At 54.6% G+C, this 17406-nt stretch carries 16 protein-coding genes; 7 read left to right on the top strand and 9 right to left on the bottom strand.

Annotated features, from left to right (window positions below):
• Positions 1 to 34: 34 nt before the first annotated feature.
• The 3 genes from FFI61_RS17675 to hemN all read right to left on the bottom strand — a co-directional run bounded on the left by FFI61_RS17675 (position 35) and on the right by hemN (position 3722).
• Positions 35 to 166 carry a putative transporter small subunit gene (locus FFI61_RS17675; protein ID WP_227714523.1) on the bottom strand — a complete coding sequence of 44 codons (132 nt, stop codon included), beginning with the start codon at positions 164 to 166 and terminating at the stop codon, positions 35 to 37.
• The gene (locus tag FFI61_RS00250; RefSeq protein ID WP_200368871.1) at positions 163 to 1848 is read right to left on the bottom strand and encodes a sodium:solute symporter family protein; all 1686 of its coding nucleotides are present in this window, start codon (positions 1846 to 1848) and stop codon (positions 163 to 165) included. The genes FFI61_RS17675 and FFI61_RS00250 overlap by 4 nt, the downstream gene beginning before the upstream one ends.
• 455 nt (positions 1849 to 2303) lie before the next feature.
• Positions 2304 to 3722, bottom strand: coding sequence for an oxygen-independent coproporphyrinogen III oxidase (gene hemN / locus FFI61_RS00245; RefSeq protein WP_200368870.1), 1419 nt, complete (start codon positions 3720 to 3722; stop codon positions 2304 to 2306).
• Between the two features lie 243 nt (positions 3723 to 3965).
• On the opposite strand from hemN, the gene FFI61_RS00240 reads away from it, so the two are divergent.
• The gene (locus FFI61_RS00240) at positions 3966 to 5498 is read left to right on the top strand and encodes a cryptochrome/photolyase family protein (protein WP_200368869.1); all 1533 of its coding nucleotides are present in this window, start codon (positions 3966 to 3968) and stop codon (positions 5496 to 5498) included.
• Positions 5499 to 5507: 9 nt separating this feature from the next.
• Here FFI61_RS00240 and FFI61_RS00235 read toward each other — a convergent pair whose 3' ends face one another.
• Positions 5508 to 7196, bottom strand: coding sequence for an HAD family hydrolase (locus tag FFI61_RS00235; RefSeq protein WP_200368868.1), 1689 nt, complete (start codon positions 7194 to 7196; stop codon positions 5508 to 5510).
• 157 nt (positions 7197 to 7353) lie between these two features.
• Between FFI61_RS00235 and FFI61_RS00230 the strand changes: the two genes are divergently transcribed.
• On the top strand, positions 7354 to 8265 hold the full coding sequence (locus FFI61_RS00230; protein WP_200368867.1) for a cation diffusion facilitator family transporter: 912 nt from the start codon (positions 7354 to 7356) through the stop codon (positions 8263 to 8265).
• 32 nt (positions 8266 to 8297) lie between these two features.
• On the opposite strand, the gene FFI61_RS00225 is transcribed toward FFI61_RS00230, so the two are convergent.
• Together FFI61_RS00225 and FFI61_RS00220 are read right to left on the bottom strand one after the other, a co-directional pair.
• Positions 8298 to 8756, bottom strand: coding sequence for a universal stress protein (locus FFI61_RS00225; protein WP_200368866.1), 459 nt, complete (start codon positions 8754 to 8756; stop codon positions 8298 to 8300).
• Positions 8746 to 10347 (bottom strand): BCCT family transporter, encoded by a 1602-nt coding sequence (locus tag FFI61_RS00220; RefSeq protein ID WP_200368865.1) that lies wholly within the window; start codon positions 10345 to 10347, stop codon positions 8746 to 8748. The genes FFI61_RS00225 and FFI61_RS00220 overlap by 11 nt, the downstream gene beginning before the upstream one ends.
• Positions 10348 to 10458: 111 nt before the next feature.
• Here FFI61_RS00220 and cadR point away from each other — a divergent pair, with 111 nt between their 5' ends.
• Together cadR and FFI61_RS00210 are read left to right on the top strand one after the other, a co-directional pair.
• Complete coding sequence (cadR, locus tag FFI61_RS00215; protein ID WP_200368864.1) at positions 10459 to 10926, top strand: Cd(II)/Pb(II)-responsive transcriptional regulator; 468 nt, start codon at positions 10459 to 10461, stop codon at positions 10924 to 10926.
• Between the two features lie 86 nt (positions 10927 to 11012).
• Positions 11013 to 11660, top strand: coding sequence for a cation transporter (locus FFI61_RS00210; protein ID WP_200368863.1), 648 nt, complete (start codon positions 11013 to 11015; stop codon positions 11658 to 11660).
• Here FFI61_RS00210 and FFI61_RS00205 read toward each other — a convergent pair.
• Positions 11628 to 12047: a DUF6174 domain-containing protein gene (locus tag FFI61_RS00205; protein ID WP_200368862.1), complete on the bottom strand. Its 420-nt coding sequence runs from the start codon at positions 12045 to 12047 to the stop codon at positions 11628 to 11630. The two genes, FFI61_RS00210 and FFI61_RS00205, sit on opposite strands and share 33 nt — an antisense overlap.
• Positions 12048 to 12124: 77 nt before the next feature.
• Positions 12125 to 13759, bottom strand: coding sequence for a M12 family metallo-peptidase (locus FFI61_RS00200; RefSeq protein ID WP_200368861.1), 1635 nt, complete (start codon positions 13757 to 13759; stop codon positions 12125 to 12127).
• A gap of 86 nt (positions 13760 to 13845) precedes the next feature.
• Here FFI61_RS00200 and rrtA point away from each other — a divergent pair, with 86 nt between their 5' ends.
• The gene (gene rrtA, locus FFI61_RS00195) at positions 13846 to 14454 is read left to right on the top strand and encodes a rhombosortase (RefSeq protein ID WP_200368860.1); all 609 of its coding nucleotides are present in this window, start codon (positions 13846 to 13848) and stop codon (positions 14452 to 14454) included.
• Here rrtA and FFI61_RS00190 read toward each other — a convergent pair.
• On the bottom strand, positions 14423 to 15340 hold the full coding sequence (locus tag FFI61_RS00190; RefSeq protein WP_200368859.1) for an AEC family transporter: 918 nt from the start codon (positions 15338 to 15340) through the stop codon (positions 14423 to 14425). The genes rrtA and FFI61_RS00190 overlap by 32 nt on opposite strands.
• Before the next feature lie 189 nt (positions 15341 to 15529).
• Here FFI61_RS00190 and FFI61_RS00185 point away from each other — a divergent pair, with 189 nt between their 5' ends.
• Positions 15530 to 15979 (top strand): c-type cytochrome, encoded by a 450-nt coding sequence (locus tag FFI61_RS00185; RefSeq protein WP_200202851.1) that lies wholly within the window; start codon positions 15530 to 15532, stop codon positions 15977 to 15979.
• Between the two features lie 10 nt (positions 15980 to 15989).
• Positions 15990 to 17405 (top strand): cbb3-type cytochrome c oxidase subunit I, encoded by a 1416-nt coding sequence (locus tag FFI61_RS00180; RefSeq protein WP_200202852.1) that lies wholly within the window; start codon positions 15990 to 15992, stop codon positions 17403 to 17405.
• Position 17406 lies beyond the last annotated feature (1 nt).

Genomic DNA, 17406 nt, shown 5'->3' with positions numbered 1-17406 from the left:
AAGCGGGAGCCCTCAAGCTCCCGCGATTCTCAGGTCAAACCACATTACGATCAGACTTGCGGGCATGCACGGCATCTTTGATAACCGCACTGCAAATCACGGCCAGTACTCCCAGGGTCAGTGCCGGCCAAACCAGAATATAAGTTCCATAGACGAGTTCACTCATGAACGTGCTCCTTGTGGGATCATTGTGGATTCATTTTCTTCTTCAGCAGCAGGCGCGTCATAGCTGCCAACGCGCTGCTTGATCAGGTCAAAATCAAATCTCTCTTTATTACGTAATGTCATTGCGGTGCATACGATGGCGCTGGCACCGTAGGCTGTCAGGGACGCCGTAAGAACCATGTAATCCCGCAGAAAGCCTGTTGCATAGATCAGCAAGATCACGCCGGAGACAGCCCCGACAACCAGGCCCACCACGCGGCCAAAGAAGCCAAACGCCATCAGCCCGAACACAACCGCGCCGCCAACCGAGGCCAATATTTCAAAGAAGAGTACCGTCGCTCCGGTCATTTCCAGCAGCTGAAAGCGGGCGATGCAGAACAGGGCCATGGCGACAACAACCGACCATGTAAATGCCGCGTTGGTTACCCTGTCCCAGTAGCAGCTGATAATGACCGGGAATACAATGGCACCCCAAAGCGCACCAACGAACACCAGCATCACCAGAATATCCAGTGAAAAGCTGGCGAAAATCAAACCGGCCACGGTTGCCACAATCATGGTGGAGCGACCAATCAGCAGCATTGTTTTAGGATTGGGATTATCCCCGGCGATGTTTTTGCCATAAATATCGGCCATCACAATGGTCGACAAGGCAGACAAATCCGAATCGGCGGTGGACGACAAGGCTCCAATCACCAACACAAAGAACAGTCCAACGAATACCGGCGGCAAGTAGGTGGACACCATCTGCGGAATCAGGTTGTTCATGTTGCCGTTTACCGGCTCCACTCCGACCGTTAATGCCATCAACCCAATCATGCCAAGGCCGATAACGATGGCTCCGTAGCCAAGTGTTGCGGTAACAAAGGTGCGCTTGATGTGCTTTTCCCGCACCGCAAACAAGCGCTGGGAGATGGTCTGGTTACCAATGGCATAGGCAAGCACCGCCACAAAGAAAGGCGCGCCCTGATTCATAATCGCATCGACAGAAAAGAAGTCAGCCTGCTGATTCGTCAGGTTCTTCATGCCATCGACCATTGCGGATGGCCCGCCAACAGCAAACAGTACGGCGGGAATGATCACCACGGTAATAGCCATCAACGCGACAAGCTGTGCAAAGTCTGTAAACACGGAGGCCCGGAAGCCTGATGTGAGTGTGTAGCTGAGCACGCCAACCCCGGCAACCACCACGCCCGTCTGGAACGACAGAGGCGAAAGCACTGATACCAAAGCGCCCGCAGCGGTGAAGTTCACCATCAGGCTGATAATACTGCCCAGAATGTTGGAGCCGGCCAGGATCAATTGGCTGGACGATCCATGGCGGGCATGAATGAGCTCACCAAGAGTATGGCCATTAGGCGCCAGCTTGCGGAAACGCCGGCCAAACGGGTAGATGAACAGAATCATCAACGCGCCCCAAAAGCCGTAATGTATCGGCCCGGACACACCATAGGTGTAGCCCGAGGTTGCCGCCGCATAGAAGGATGCTGCCCATATCCATGTTGCAGTCATACTGGCAGCGCCCATGCCAAAACCTACGTTATGGCCCGCAACCATAAAGCCGGAAGTATCTTCTTCTTTTTTGCGAATCAGCAGGGTGAGCAGATAGGTGCCGCCATAAAAGCTGACCAGCAAAATCATGATTGTCAGTATTGAGAACTGAACAAAGCCACTTTCGTTCAAACCAAAACCTCTTTACTACCGCAGTGCCAGCTGAACAGTGTGCGAACACACGCATTCGATTACTTGGGGCACAAGCATTCAGAAAGACCGCAAAGCGCGGAAAATGGAAATTACGAGAACACCATGGGGTGTCAGCGAACAGCGGCGATGCTAATTCGCCAAGGCATGAGGGTCGCTAAAGAAAGCGGAAGTGAATATAGAGCTTTGAAATTTGTTTAGTCGTCATTGCAATTACAGCCTCTTCTGCCCTGAATTGATCTGGCGGCGGCTGTTTTTAGACCAGAAAGGAGGGTCACAAAAGAATTACTACAAGCGCAAAGCCTTTAATCCAGAGCGTTTCATCTGAAAGGAAGCACTAGAAGTTACTCGATATACAGGAAAGAGTCCAGTGTTTAGAGGTCATAACAATTTCACCGGGGCGCAGAACGGCCCCGGGGTGGTGCAAATCAAAAAAATCAGATGATGCGGGAAAACCGCTGGCTCGCGCCCTCTTTGCGGTACAGATCAAAAATCTGGCAGATGGCGCGAATCAACAGACGGCCGGCAGGCTCTACCTGCAAAATCTGACCATTATCGCCAATGAGCTCATCGACAATCATCGGCCTCAGGCGGGCAAGTTCATCCGCAAAATAACTGTCAAAATCCTCCTGCCACTCAGCAGCAAACTGTTGGCGATCCAGGCGGAACTGGCAAATCAGTTGCCCAATCACCCAACGCCGCAAACGATCGTCACGGCTCAGGTTCACGCCCTTGGTGATCGCCAGTTGGCCAGCATCGATAGACGCTTCCCAGGCAGGCAGATCGTGGTTGTTCTGGAAGTAGGCATCGTCTGTCTGACCGATGGCCGACACCCCCAGAGAAACCAGATCGCAGTCCGAGTGGGTGGTGTAACCCTGGAAGTTCCTGTGCAACCGGCCGGCACGCTGAGCCACCGCCAGGCTGTCGTCCGGCTTGGCAAAGTGATCCATGCCGATGTATTCGTAACCAGCCTCAAGCAGGCGGTTGATGGTATTGTGCAATATAGTCAGCTTTTGCTGGGGCGTTGGCAGCGTATCGCCCTTGATTCGGGTTTGCGGATAAAAACGATCTGGCAGGTGCGCGTAACTGAACACAGACAGCCTGTCTGGCGACATTTCGAGCACCGCTTCCAGGGTTTCTGAAAAGCTTTCCGGAGTCTGGTGAGGCAAACCGTAGATCAGATCCAGGTTAATGGAACCGAAGCCAAGGCGCCGGGCTTCCTTCAACACCGCCTCGGTCATTTCCCGGGGCTGTATGCGATTAACCGCCTTCTGAACCTCCGGATTGACATCCTGAACCCCGAGACTGATTCGGTTAAAGCCAAGCTCCCAAAGGGTTGGCAGGGTGTCCTGATCCACCTCACGCGGGTCAATTTCCACACTGTAATCGTGCTCGGCACCGCTTTGCAGATTGAATAGCTCTGCGTACCCACCCATCAGTTCCTGCATCACATCCCTGGGTAAAAATGTGGGTGTTCCACCACCCCAGTGCAGCTGCTTTACCGGGCGATCCGCACCAAACAGCTTCGACTGCATCGCCGCTTCTTTAAGAACACGCTCAACATAGGGCATGGCCTTGTCACGCTTCTTGGTAATCACCTTGTTGCAGGCGCAGTAGTAACAAAGGTGCGCACAAAATGGCAGGTGCGTGTACAGCGACAGCGGTCGGTTGCTGGCCTTGCTGCGAGCGGCCGCTTCTATCATCTGCTCAACCGGGTAATTCTGATCAAACTCCACAGCCGTCGGATACGATGTATAGCGCGGACCACTGAGATCGTAACGCTTGATCAGCGCATCATCCCACATGAATTCCGGAAGGGTGGATTCAGCAGTTTTCGGTGCGGGTCTGGAAGTCATAATAAAAGCTCTAAGCCTGTGATGTGTGGTGCCAGCCGGAGAGCGACGCATTCTAGGCGAGGCAGGCTGAGCGCATCTTGATGCGAGTCATTTCGACGACTATTGGTCGACCGTAGACTGGATTTTAACAGCTTGGAACCTGAACCACCCTTGTGCCTAGTGCGTATTCTGGCTACCTACTATGGGTTAACAGTCCCAGCGACTTTCAGGGAAAACAAGCCAAAAACCGGAGCGCATAACCTCATGGCCAACCTCATTCTGATTCTTGGTGATCAGCTGGCAAACGATATCAGCGCCCTTGAAGGGGCTGATCCGAACTGCGACACCCTTGTGATGGCAGAGGTTCACGAAGAGGCCAGTTACACCAATCACCACAAGAAGAAACTGGTTCTGCTGTTCAGTGCCATGCGCCATTTCGCAAAGCGGCTGGAGCAAGACGGCTGGCAGATTCATTACCAGCACTATCATCCGGACAACCAACATCAAAGCCTTGAAGGTGTTGTGTCTTCCCTGCTTGAAGATTTGCGCCCGGACAAGATAATCACAACCGAATGCGGCGAATGGCGCTTGCATGAGCAGATCAGCCAGTGGCAGGAGCGCCTCGGCGTGCCGGTGGAGATCCGCGCCGACACACGTTTTATTGCCAGCAAACACGAGTTCGCAGACTGGGCCGAAGGTCGCAAACAGTTACGCATGGAGTTCTTTTACCGGGAAATGCGCCGCAAGACCGGGCTGTTGATGAATCCAGACGGCAAACCGGAAGGCGGCAACTGGAACTTCGATGCCGACAACCGGCGCAAATGGACCGGCAAACCACCCGCGCCCGCGCCCTTCAGAATAGAGCCGGATGCCATAACCCGGGAGGTAATTGATCTGGTGGAGCAGCACTTCCCCGACCACTTTGGAGTCACCGAGGGTTTTCACTTTGCGGTCACGCCAGAGGATGCGCAGGAAGCCCTGAATTACTTTATCGAGTTCGCCCTGCCCTGCTTTGGCGATTACCAGGATGCCATGTCTGACACCGAGGACTGGTTATTCCACTCGATTCTCTCGCCCTACATCAACTGCGGTCTGCTCGATCCTCTTGCTGTATGCGAAGCCGCCGCAAGAGCCTGGTACGCCGGGCAAGCACCAATCAATGCAGTAGAGGGCTTTATCCGCCAGATTCTTGGCTGGCGCGAGTTCGTTCGGGGAATCTATTGGCTGCACATGCCCGGCTACGCGCAGGAAAACCGCCTTGGTAACACCCGCGCCCTGCCCTGGTTTTACTGGACCGGCGAGACAAAAATGCGCTGCATGCACAAGGCCATAGATGCAACCCGGCGCAACGCCTACGCCCATCACATCCAGAGACTGATGGTGACCGGCAACTTCGCACTGCTGGCAGGCATAACGCCGGATGAAATCTGCGACTGGTACCTGGCCGTCTATGCGGATGCGTATGACTGGGTAGAGTTGCCCAACGTACTGGGCATGGTGATGCATGCCGACGGTGGCTACCTTGGCTCAAAACCCTACGCCGCCAGCGGCAAGTACATTCAACGCATGTCTGACCACTGTGCCAATTGCCACTACAAGGTCAGTAAAAGCACCGAGCCCGACGCCTGCCCATTCAATTCCCTGTATTGGCATTTCATCGATCGGCACCGGGCGGATTTCGAGGGTAATCCGCGTATGGGCATGATGTACCGCAATTGGGATAAACAGAAACCGGAAAAGCGAGAAGCCCTGCTCAAACGGGCCGATTACCTGCTAAAGCACATTGAAGAGCTTTAAGCCGAGGCATCAAGGCGGCCCAACTTCGCACGCCAAAACCAGCGCCCAGAACTCCGAGAAATCATTTACCACCACATCCGGCTTGTCCGGGTGCTTGTGGGTACCCGGGAATATGCGGTTCAGCCAAGGCAAATCCCACTGGGCGCCGTTGAAAAATACGGAAGTCATGCCCGCACGTTTGGCGGCAATCACATCGGTGGTGCTGTCACCCACGTACCAGACGCTGGGGTCGGGCGGGTAATCCAGCTTTTGCACCGCCAGCAAGAGCTGATCCGGGTGGGGTTTGCGCAGGGGCGTGTCATCGCCGCAAACGTCCACATCAAACAGCTCCACCCAGCCGGTATCCTCAACAGCCGCCAGTTCGTGCTCGAAAAACTCCCGGTCCCGATTGGTAATCACGCCCACCTGAATGTTCAGGCGGCGCAAACCTTCCAGCACTGCCCGCACTTTAGCCTCAAAGGCTTTTACGGTGCCGTAGTGATTGCGGTAATGGTGATTGAACGCCTTGTGAGCGATCTGCTTTGCTTCCTGATCGTCACCGAAGAGCACTTCAAAAATATCCGTACGGGAGATCTTGCGGTCGGCCTTTACCTTGGGGTGAAGTTTGGCAAACTCGCGCACATAGGCCACCAATCGCGCATCTTCTGGTGTTTTACTGTCTTCAGGGGCGACCATGCGCTCCATCAACCCGAGCTTGTGAAAATCCGGGAACATGTCATCCACTGCGTGGTACATGGCATCGAGGGTGTCCACTAGAGTGGCATGCCAATCAAAAAGGATCACTTCGGGCCGTATAAGCTTGACCACTGCGGGGTGCCAGTCTGGCTCTATGCGGGGTTCCGGGCGCTCCGGTGGCGGGAAGGGAGCCGGCCGCACTTCTGCTGGCAGTTGCAGGAATTGCTCAGGTTCATCCCGCTCAATCAGCGCCAGCAGATCCATCAATTCTTCAAAACTGTCCAGAACCGCCACGGGCTCGTCCCGGCGGGTAAACCAGCTTCGAATACGGTTCGCCTCCCATTGGGCACCGTTATAAAAAACGCCGGAAATCCCGGCACGGTGTGCAGTCAGCATATCCACGTAGCTATCGCCCACATACCAGGCACGCCCGTTTGCCGGGAGGTTCATTTGTTCCAGTATGGAGTGAATCACCTGGGGGTCAGGTTTGTATTCCGTAACATCGTCAGCACACACTGCCACCTCAAACAGATCCTGCCAACGCCCCTCGTCAACGGTTTTCAGCTCCTTATCGAAGAATTCCCGGTTTCGGTTGGTGGCCACGGCCAAACGGATGCCCATGGCTTTCAGTGCCGACAGGTATTCGTAAGCACCCGGCTGAAACGGCCGAACCTGCCCGAAATAGCGCCGGTACGCCTGGTTGTAGGCCTGGTGGGCTATCAGTTTGGCCGCTGTATTGTCGCCAAAAATCGCATTGAAAATATCCGTTCTCGATACGCGCCGCTCAGCCAGAATACGCGGGTGCAAACGCCGGAATATGCGAATGTAGCGCACCAGCCGGGCATCGTCTTCAGTGCGGCACTGCTCTTCCGGTAGCAGTTGGTCCACCAGCCCCAATTCTTCCAGTTGCGGCAGCATGTCTTCCATCGCGCTGAACATGGCATCGTGGGTGTCTACCAGAGTCCCATGCCAGTCAAAGATCAGTACCGAGGGTGCTGCCACATGTTCACTCAAGCGATCCATAAACAATCCTTTGGCTATTCAGAATCCTGTGATTGCCGCCGATCAGTTAACGCCATATTGACCAAATATACAAAAGCCGTTCCAATGTGGCTTGACCCTGTATTAGCTACAGGGTTTTTACTGACACAAATCCACTTCATTGGTTCAGAGCCCGCTTATGCACAATCATAGCCATAGTCACGGTCACAGCCATGCAGACCACTTTGACACCCACAACCGGGCGTTTGCCATAGCGGTCGTTCTCAACCTCGGGTTCGTGATCATTGAAGCCGTTTACGGTGTGCTGTCGGGCTCTCTGGCTCTGCTCGCCGATGCAGGTCATAACCTGAGTGACGTTCTGGGGCTGGTTATGGCCTGGGTTGCCAGCTGGCTGGCCAGCCGCAAAGCCACAGACCGCAATACTTATGGCCTCAAGAAAACCACCATTCTGGCCGCGCTATTCAACGCCCTGTTTCTGATCGCCGCCGTTGGTGGCATCGCCTGGGAAGCCATTCGCCGGTTCAACGAGCCCGCCGAAGTGGCAGGCCTGACCATCATTATTGTGGCCAGCATCGGCGTGCTGATTAACGGCGTGACCATGTTGCTGTTTCTCAAGGGCCAGGAAGGCGACCTGAACATTCGGGGTGCATTCCTGCACATGGCAGCGGATACGCTGGTGTCGGCAGGTGTGGTGATTGCCGGGGTGGTTATTCTGTTCACCGATGTGCGCTGGATTGATCCCGTGGTCAGTCTGGTTATTGCTGTTGTGATTTTTATCGGCACCTGGCGGTTACTGAAAGACTCCCTGAGCCTTGCCGTAGACGCCGTACCCAAGAGTATCAATCCGGCTGAGGTACTTGAGAAGCTGCAGGCTCTGCCCGGCGTGGAATCAGCCCATCACCTGCATATCTGGGCACTCAGCACCACAGAAAACGCGTTGACCGTGCACCTGATAAAGCCCGACTCCGCAGATGACGATCAGGTGATCAAACAGGCCACTCACATGCTGAATCACGACTTCAATATCCAGCATGTGACCATTCAATGGGAGCGCGCGGTTACCGGCTGCCCGAACGCTTCGGGGTGTTAAGCCACCAAAAACCGGATAAGACGTGAACCGGCTCAGGTCTTATCTTCGGCCTCTTCCGGCGCTTTTATCAGAGACGGAAGGATAAGTACCGCGCAGCATGCGTTAACCGCAACATATTCAACCGTAGCCCGGCGCATCGGCCAGCGGCTACTGGCGCCTTTGGACACCAGAACAATCAGGTCAGCACCAATATTTGCCGCCAGCGCCAACAATTTCTCACCCGGCGTACCGGCCACAACGTGCAGGCTGGCGCTGTGCTTCATGGGCAGGTACTTGCGTGCCAAGAGGCTGAGACTCTCCCTCACCTCGTTTTCCCGATCTTCCGGAGCATCTGTGGTTACATGGGGAAAAAAGCCAGCACCACCCGGGTTGAATATGGTTGCCAGGTGCAGCTCACTGTCTTCACCCATCAACCTGACGCCCTCTTCCAGAGCCCGCTTGCCTTCGCCATCGTCTTCATAGTCAATGGCCAACAGTATTTTACGGTACATTCTGACCCTCCTCTTTTCGCACAGCAGTGCCTTCCACTTCCGGGAAAACACGCCCCTGCACAAGTTCACTCACGGAATATCCGCGATGATCGGCTCTCAAAGCCCGGAATAGCGACACAGCCATAAAAATAAGCAACACACAGAACGGCAGCCCCAACGAGGTAATTACATTCTGCAGCGCATCCAGGCCGCCGGCCAACAGCAGGGTTGCGGCAATCACACCTTGGGCTGCGGCCCAGAAAATCCTTTGGCGCACCAAAGAGGGCTGATCCTCTCTACGCGTGAGCATGTCAATCACCAGAGACGCCGAATCTGATGAGGTGGTGAAGAAAATAACGATAATGATGATACTCAATAACGAGGCAAGTTCCGCCAGTGGAAAAGCTTCGAGGAAGGCGAATATGGCCACAGATGGGTCTTGTTGTACCTGCTCGTACAATCCCACCTCACCGCTCATTTCTACGTTTATGGCAGAGAGGCCAAACACCCCGAACCACACCAGGGTAAAAATGGTTGGTGCGAAGAGTACGCCGGCCACAAACTCGCGAATGGTTCTGCCCCGGGAAATCCGGGCAATAAAAATGCCCACATAAGGTGCCCAGGTAATCGTCCAGGCCCAATAAAACAGAGTCCACTGCCGCTGCCAGTCGGATTCGGCGAAGGTTTGCGTCCAGAACGCGAGCCAGGGTAAGGCATCAAAGTAGTCACCAATGCTCTGAACCATACCCTCCGCAATGAATACCGTAGGCCCCACCACCAGCACAAACAAAACAAGCAGCAAAGCCAACACAATGTTGATCTGGGATAAACGGCGCACCCCCTTGTCCAGACCCAGCGCCACAGAGGTGGCGGCGATGCTGGTAATCACTGTAATCAGCAGCACCTGAACCCATCCTGTGGAAGGTGTGCCAAACAGGTAGGACAAACCGCTGTTGAGCTGCAAGGTGCCAAGCCCAAGAGACGTCGCCACACCAAACAAGGTACCCAGCACCGCAATCACATCCACCGTCCAACCCAGGGGCCCGTATATCCGGTCGCCCAACAATGGGTAGAACAAGCTGCTGATACGCATGGGCAGGTTGTGCCGGTAGGCAAAGTACGCAATCGCCAGGCCGGGCATGGCGAATATGGTCCAGGTGTGCAGGCCGAAGTGATACAGAGCTATGGTCATGGCGTCGCTGGCTGCGCGCTCACTGCCAGCAATCACTCCCTCGAACGGCGGTTTGGCGAAGTGGGAAACCGGCTCGGCCACGCCCCAGAACATCAGAATGGTGCCTATGCCTGCAGCAAACAGCATGGTGAACCAGGTGAGGTTGGAGTAGTCCGGCCGGGAATCATCAGCGCCCAGGCGAATAGAACCATAGCGGCTAACCGCCAGCCCGAGCAGAAACAGTAAAAGCGAGGTAACCGAGAGTATGTAGAACCAGCCAAGGTTTTGCGCAACCCAGCCAGTCAGGGTTCCGAAGGTGTTCGCAACGGCCTGGTCAAACGGTATGGCAAGCGCAACAAACAATGCAGCCACCCCTGCGGACGTAAAAAACACGCCAGGTATTGTCTGCAATCCAAGCAAGCGTTGCAGCCGCTCCAGCAAGGTAAGCCTCCCTGTGAAAGTTCACAAATGATAGGGTTGTCTTTTACCATAACGATTACAGAGCCACCCCGTCACGCACCACGTCAATAATAATCAGGAAGTGCCAAAACAATGAAGATCGGTGAGATATCCAAACACTCATCTGTTGCCGTGGAAACCATCCGGTACTACGAAAAAATCGGTCTGCTGCCGAAACCGGAGCGGGACCCCAGCGGCTACCGTGCTTATCGTACCGCACATCTGGACCGCCTCCTGTTCATAAAGCGCTGCCGCAATCTTGATATGGCCCAGGACGAGATTCGTGAACTGATCCGGCTTTCTGAAAACCCCGAGGCAGATTGCCAACAAGTGGATTCGCTTCTGGCCAGCCACCTCAGCCATGTTCGGGAGCGTTTGAAGGAACTGTCTAACCTTGAGAAAACCTTGCAGCAACTTCAAAAAGCCTGCTCGGATGCCGGCACTGTTCAGGAGTGCGGAATTATGGGAGGGCTCAGTAGCACCGAACTGGACGTGCCGCGCAAAGAGCGGGCCGACCATGAGAACCATGTGCCCGGAACCCACAGGCCCGGCAAAACCTGAGATTCCGTAAAAGCTGCCGCAAGGGGGTTGACCCTGTAGTAACTACAGGGCTTTCAATACAAGCCTGCCTATCAATGGAGGTGTTTATGGCATGCAGCTGCTCCGGACCAGAACTGAAATCCCCAGCCCCCGGCTTTCGTCGGGCACTCTGGATTGCTCTGTGGGTGAATCTCGCCATGTTTTTCGTGGAAGGTGTTGCCAGCCTGCAATCGGGTTCTGTGTCATTGATGGCAGACGCCATCGACTTCTTTGGCGATAGCGCCAACTATATTCTTTCGCTTTCTGTTCTTTCCATGGGCATGCTCTGGCGGGGTCGCGCGGCTTTGGTCAAGGGCATTACCATGGCCTTGTTCGGCACGGTTGTCTGGGTACGCGCGCTTTGGGTGGTGCAACAAGGAACCATCCCCGAACCCTTTACCATGGGGTCTATTGGCCTGCTGGCTTTGGTCGCCAACCTCTGCGTTGCATTAATACTTTTCAAATTCCGGGATGGTGATTCTGATATGCGCTCGGTATGGCTATGCAGCAGAAACGATGCCATCAGCAACCTGGCTGTTATGGCCGCCGCGCTGGGTGTGTTTGGCACCGCCAGCGCCTGGCCGGATCTTGTTGTGGCCGCCATTATGGGTACTTTGGCGATAACCGCCGGGGTTAGCGTAACGCGCCATGCCCGGCAAGACATTGCTGATTCGAAACAAGCTTCAGCGGGGCGCGCTAGCCTGGAAGTCCGATAGTTCGTACTGGTACTCGTCATCGGCAATCATTTCGTGCCCGTCGTAATCGATGCGCAGTGGAAAACCGTAACGGGCGTCGTAATCTACGTTCAGCTTGTGAACGCCCCGCTGCTCCGACCGTTCGATGAATTCGAATAGTCCGGCGATAGTCAGCCGGCTGGCATCAAACTGGCTCTGATCCCGGATAGGCTGCTCAAGACCTTTTAAATCAACCATCTCGCCGTCGACAACGGTGACGCGGATGGGCTGAAGCAGATCCACCGGGCAGAAGCAGGTTTTCTGAATCGTAACCTGATAATCAGCGATGCCTTTGTCGCTCCAAAGCGCCTGAGCCTGATCAAGGGTTTCTGGTCCGTTTGTTGTATTTCCGGCAGGGGCGTCGGGCACAGTTGTGCCGCACCCTACAAGCACTAAACTCAGCAGGAGCGCCCACAGGCAGCGCGTTTTCCCTTGCAGCCCCCGCATCATATAAAGCGCCTCCGACGAGCGGCCACTGCAATCACGCCCATCAGCAACCAGGCCAGGCTGATAGCGCCACCGCCGCCACTGTCAGATCTCGAACTGCTACTCGCTGGCACATCTGGCGCTGAAGGCTGAGTGCCTTCATTGCCTGGCTCTTCAGGCGCACGGGGCTCAACTTCGGCAAGCACAATCCGGGTCACCAGTTCATTGTTCTGCGGCAGAATGTCTTTCACTTCGCCACTGTCGCTTATCAGCGTTACGCTCTGCAGCAGGTCGAATGTAGTGCTGGTACCGGCTTCGGCTTGAACGCTTAGCGTGAGACCTGTCTTTGCTGCCGCCTCGGGGCAACTGAAGCCGTCAGCCTTGTCGGTCGACCCCGTTAAAGTGCACGCAGTCCTGCCGAGGCTGACCCCGATCAGGCGACCATTACCCTCTCCAATCACGCCACCAACGGCAATGCGGTCCGCCTTTTCAATGCCTGCATCCTGATAGTCAATCCGGAAGTTTGCCTGGAACGGGGCTTTCTGAGCGACTTCTGACGGGTTACCACCGACTGCCAAAAGTGACACATCGGCCGGGAAATTAAAGCACCGTTCAATAGCTCCCAGTGTGGAGATTTTCCGGGTCACGGAATCGTATGAGCAGCGTGAAAAACTGTTCGCATTGGCACTGATGCTCGGGCCCATAATGTACTGGCCGGACTGGCACGCCGCGCCTTCTCCATCCTGGCCATCATGCCTTGCACCGAGGTTATGGCCAATTTCGTGGGCAACCACCAGCGCGGTGATGGCGTTGCTGTCAAATGCATTGGTAACACCGGTTGCATAGCGTCCGGTACCGCAGAGCGAGCCAACCCAAGCCATCCCGGCGGTGCCACCATTGAAGTCCCTGCCACTGACAAAGTGGAAAATGGACCGGTCACTTTTCAGAAAATCAAGGGCACCAGCATCGCGTTTGTCGCTGACATCCGAGAGCAAATCTTCCGCTACTGTTGTTTTGCTGAACACATCGTCCTGGGCATTATCGAGAAACGTCAGTGACAAGGTATCAAACACAATTCCGAACTGATCCTTATAGAAGCCCTCCACCATATTCATGATGGCCCCGGCCTGCTCGCTCGGCTTGGCAAAGCGCTCCTGAAACTGCAGATCAAACGCCAGCTCTAGTTCCAGCATCAGGCAGACACCATCAACCTTGTCCGCACAAAGCGTATCGTAGTTGGCAGATACGGCTTGAGCCATTGCAGGGCCGATCAGGCTTTCAGGCGTAATCAGTGACTGGCCATGAAGATGGTCCATACCGCATTGCGGGAGTTCACCAATCTGACTGAAGCTGAACGTAGCAGGCTTTTCATTGCCGCCAATGGTATGCATACGCCCGAACGCATAGGCCAAACCTTCCCAGCCGCTATCCAGTCGGGAAATACGCACCCAGCTGTCCGGGTCTTCAGGGAAGCGGCCTTCGTAGTGCTCACCTTCAGTGGCACCAAAGCGCAGGTTTCTATCCAGTTGTGCGTCATAGCTGTGGCCATCAATCCAGACAGATTGGACGATTTCAGACTGGGCGGCCGATGACATCACAGGCAAGAACGCCATAAAAATAGCGGACGCAACAATAGGTATAAACTTGATAGACATGGTAAAACCCGGTTTTGAAAGGATCATCAGGAATTTAACCAATACTCGATTGACCTGCTATGAAGGTTGCGTAACGTTATGTGTATATGACAACTGTGTCCCGAATTCTGCCGCTCCCCTGCTGGCGGCGCTTTGTAGTGCTGGCCTTCGTGCTGGGTGCAAGCGCATGTTTGCCGCCAACATTGTTCGAGTGGTCTCGCAGCGGTCTCTCTAGCACCGAATACTGGAGGCTGGCAACCGGCCACTGGGTTCATCTTGGTATTGGGCACCTGGCACTTAACCTCTCCGGGTTGATGGTCATCTGCTTGCTGTTCAAGCGCCACCCACCTTTGATTGAGTGGGTTGGTTATTTGCTTGTCTCGCCGCTTGTTATATCCCTTGGTCTTGTGTGGCTGGCGCCGGATCTGCTCTGGTATCGGGGCTTTTCGGGGTGTCTGCACGGGTTATTGGTATTTACAGCGCTCTTTAACCTGCGCTCAGAGCAGCGGTGGAGCCTGTTGGTGCTGGGGTTTGTAGTGTTGAAACTGGCGTTGGAGGACACCTTCTACACACAAGAAATGGTAAATCCCTTAATCGGTGGACGTGTGATTCTCCAGGCGCACTGGCTTGGTGCGCTCACCGGTGCCATTGCAGGCCTGCTGTCGATCCTGGCGGAGATGCTGTTCAGAACGCCAGCGAAATCATCACCGGGATAAACACCAGCGCAAAAAGCGTCGATAGCATAACCGTGCCTGCTGCTTGCCTCGGAGAAGTGTCCAACAAGGTAGCTATAACAACGGTGTTGGCTGCTATCGGCGTAATGGAGATCAGAAATATCGCCTTGTGCACTGCCGGTTCGTAAACGCCCAAAAACTGGGAGTCCAGCCACCAGAACACCGTTGCCAATAATGGCCAGGCTACAAACTTGCCGAAAAATGCCAGGGCAGTAAACCGTATATTACCAGCCAGCCCCCGGAAGCTGCTGATGCTCATGCCAATAATCATCATGCCCAGTATGCTGTAGGCGCCGCGCAGGTTATCGAACAGCGGCACGAACACCTCAGGAATACCGACATCCGAAAGGTTAAGCAGTACAGCCGCCAAAAAGGCGTATACCGAAGGCAGTTTGGCAACTCGCAAAAGAGAATCTTTCAGGTCATGCCGGCCCCGTGCGGCCAGGTAATACCCCACCGAACTTTCAAACAGGGTGACGCCCAGCATGCACACAATATAAATCGCCAGCCCTTCTTCCCCGAACAACAGCAGCGCGACCGGCACACCAAAGTACCCCGTATTCCCCGAGGCAACACACAGGGGAATCATGCCGGCACTGCCATCAGTCAATACCCGCCGCGCCAGTTTTAAATGGGCAAGCGCCAGTACCGACGCAAATCCGAACACCAAAAACGGCAGAAAGATCACTTCGGGCGAAAGCGGTGCCGCCATCACGCCGGAGAAAACCACAGAAGGCGTAACAATGTAGAGCATGATGCCCGCAATATGTTTGCCGCTCGCCTCCAGATAACGGCCGGCCACCCAACCAAGGGCAACGGTGACATAAAGCGGAATAAGCTTGATAAACAGCGCCAGTGCTGCGGCCATAAAGGCTCCGGGCATTCGGGTTCAAAAAAAACAGGTTGGGCAGTCTATCACCTACCCCTCAGGAGGTAACTCCCCTGCACAGTAGTGTGATTTTCAGCCATGATTGATAATCATCAACAGCATTGCTAATACATCTTTATATCCTAGTAAGGCAGTCAGGTATTCCACAACGACCAAGGAGAGAGACCAATGGCCGAACGCTTTACCAAAAGCATGGCCAGAAACATATATCTGGGAGGAAGTACATTCTTCATCCTTTTGTTTCTGGTTCTGACTTTTGACACCCAATCGCGGGCAATGCCCGAAAGGGATAACAGGGATCAACTTACCGAAGAGGTTGTAAGAGGCAAACACGTCTGGGAAAACAACAACTGCGTCGGCTGCCACTCCCTCATGGGTGAAGGTGCGTACTTTGCACCGGAACTTGCCAACGTATTTGACCGTCGTGGCGCGGCTGATAGCGAAGTCTTCAAGGCATACATGAATGCCTGGATGAACGCTATGCCCACCAACATACCCGGTCGCCGGCAAATGCCCAATTTCAAACTGACCGACCAGGAAATCAACGATCTGTCCTCGTTCCTCGAGTGGACATCCAAGATCGACGACAACGGCTGGCCACCCAACATCGAAGGGTAAGGGAGAAAACATGAAATACGAGTCTCAACGGGTCGCCATGCCCTACTTCATCTTTGCTTTGGTACTCTTCGCCGGTCAGATCGTGTTCGGTCTGGTGCTGGGCATGCAATATGTGGTGGGCGATTTCCTGTTTCCGGAAATCCCTTTCAACGTTGCGCGGATGGTTCACACCAACCTGCTGATTGTGTGGTTGCTGTTCGGTTTTATGGGGGCAACCTACTACCTGGTGCCGGAAGAAGCACAAACCGAGCTTTACAGCCCGCTGCTTGCCTGGATTCTGTTCTGGGTGTTTGCCGTTGCCGGCACGCTGACCATTCTTGGTTATCTGTTTGTGGATTACGCCACTTTGGCAGACATCACCATGAACAAGCTGTTGCCAACCATGGGCCGGGAGTTCCTTGAGCAGCCAACGATTACCAAGGTAGGCATAGCCCTGGTGGTGGTCGGGTTCCTGTTCAATATCATGATGACTGCCCTGAAAGGCCGTAAAACCGTGGTCAACATTGTGTTGATTACAGGCCTGATTGGTTTGGCAGTACTCTGGCTCTTCTCCTTCTACAACCCAAGCAACCTGACCACAGACAAGTACTTCTGGTGGTTTGTGGTACACCTGTGGGTTGAAGGCGTGTGGGAATTGATCATGGCAGCCATTCTGGCTTACGTACTGATCAAACTCACCGGGGTAGACCGGGAAGTCATCGAGAAGTGGCTGTACGTGATCATTGCCATGGCGCTGATTACCGGCATCATCGGCACAGGTCACCACTTCTTCTGGATTGGGCCACCTGAATACTGGTTGTGGTTGGGCTCTGTGTTCTCCGCTCTGGAACCCCTGCCGTTCTTCATGATGGTGCTGTTTGCCTTCACCATGATTAACCGGCGCAAGCGTAATCACCCAAACAAGGCAGCCATTCTCTGGGCCATGGGTACTGCGGTAATGGCATTCCTCGGCGCAGGCGTATGGGGCTTCCTGCACACACTGGCACCGATCAACTATTACACCCACGGTACCCAGCTAACAGCGGCCCACGGCCACATGGCCTTCTACGGCGCCTATGTGATGATTGTGCTTACCATCATTTCCTACGCTGTGCCGATCATGCGCGGCCGACCATACGGCAACAGCAATACTGCCCAGGTTGTGGAAATGTGGGGCTTCTGGCTGATGACCATCTCCATGGTGTTCATCACCCTGTTCCTGACCGGTGCCGGCATCCTGCAAATCTGGTTGCAACGCATACCGGATAGCGGCGAAGCCCTGTCATTCATGGCTACCCAGGACAACATCGCACTCTTCTACTGGGCGCGTATGATTGCCGGCTGCTTCTTCATGGCCGGTCTGGTGGTGTACTTCGGTAGTTTCTTTATCAAGGGACAAGCGTCTTTTGACGAAGAAGTTCGAGGCGCTGCCATTCAGGACGCGTAAA

It is taken from the genome of Marinobacter sp. DY40_1A1 (assembly GCF_016597815.1).
GTDB lineage: Bacteria > Pseudomonadota > Gammaproteobacteria > Pseudomonadales > Oleiphilaceae > Marinobacter > Marinobacter xiaoshiensis.
This window is presented reverse-complemented; position numbering and strand designations above follow the sequence as displayed.

Bases quoted from the DNA above. Each gene is read 5' to 3' on its own strand.
- FFI61_RS17675 (WP_227714523.1), bottom strand. From the start codon at position 166: ATGAGTGAACTCGTCTATGGAACTTATATTCTGGTTTGGCCGGCACTG.
- hemN (WP_200368870.1), bottom strand. From the start codon at position 3,722: ATGACTTCCAGACCCGCACCGAAAACTGCTGAATCCACCCTTCCGGAA.
- FFI61_RS00240 (WP_200368869.1), top strand. From the start codon at position 3,966: ATGGCCAACCTCATTCTGATTCTTGGTGATCAGCTGGCAAACGATATC.
- FFI61_RS00235 (WP_200368868.1), bottom strand. From the start codon at position 7,196: ATGGATCGCTTGAGTGAACATGTGGCAGCACCCTCGGTACTGATCTTT.
- FFI61_RS00230 (WP_200368867.1), top strand. From the start codon at position 7,354: ATGCACAATCATAGCCATAGTCACGGTCACAGCCATGCAGACCACTTT.
- FFI61_RS00225 (WP_200368866.1), bottom strand. From the start codon at position 8,756: ATGTACCGTAAAATACTGTTGGCCATTGACTATGAAGACGATGGCGAA.
- cadR (WP_200368864.1), top strand. From the start codon at position 10,459: ATGAAGATCGGTGAGATATCCAAACACTCATCTGTTGCCGTGGAAACC.
- FFI61_RS00210 (WP_200368863.1), top strand. From the start codon at position 11,013: ATGGCATGCAGCTGCTCCGGACCAGAACTGAAATCCCCAGCCCCCGGC.
- FFI61_RS00200 (WP_200368861.1), bottom strand. From the start codon at position 13,759: ATGTCTATCAAGTTTATACCTATTGTTGCGTCCGCTATTTTTATGGCG.
- rrtA (WP_200368860.1), top strand. From the start codon at position 13,846: ATGACAACTGTGTCCCGAATTCTGCCGCTCCCCTGCTGGCGGCGCTTT.
- FFI61_RS00190 (WP_200368859.1), bottom strand. From the start codon at position 15,340: ATGGCCGCAGCACTGGCGCTGTTTATCAAGCTTATTCCGCTTTATGTC.
- FFI61_RS00185 (WP_200202851.1), top strand. From the start codon at position 15,530: ATGGCCGAACGCTTTACCAAAAGCATGGCCAGAAACATATATCTGGGA.
- FFI61_RS00180 (WP_200202852.1), top strand. From the start codon at position 15,990: ATGAAATACGAGTCTCAACGGGTCGCCATGCCCTACTTCATCTTTGCT.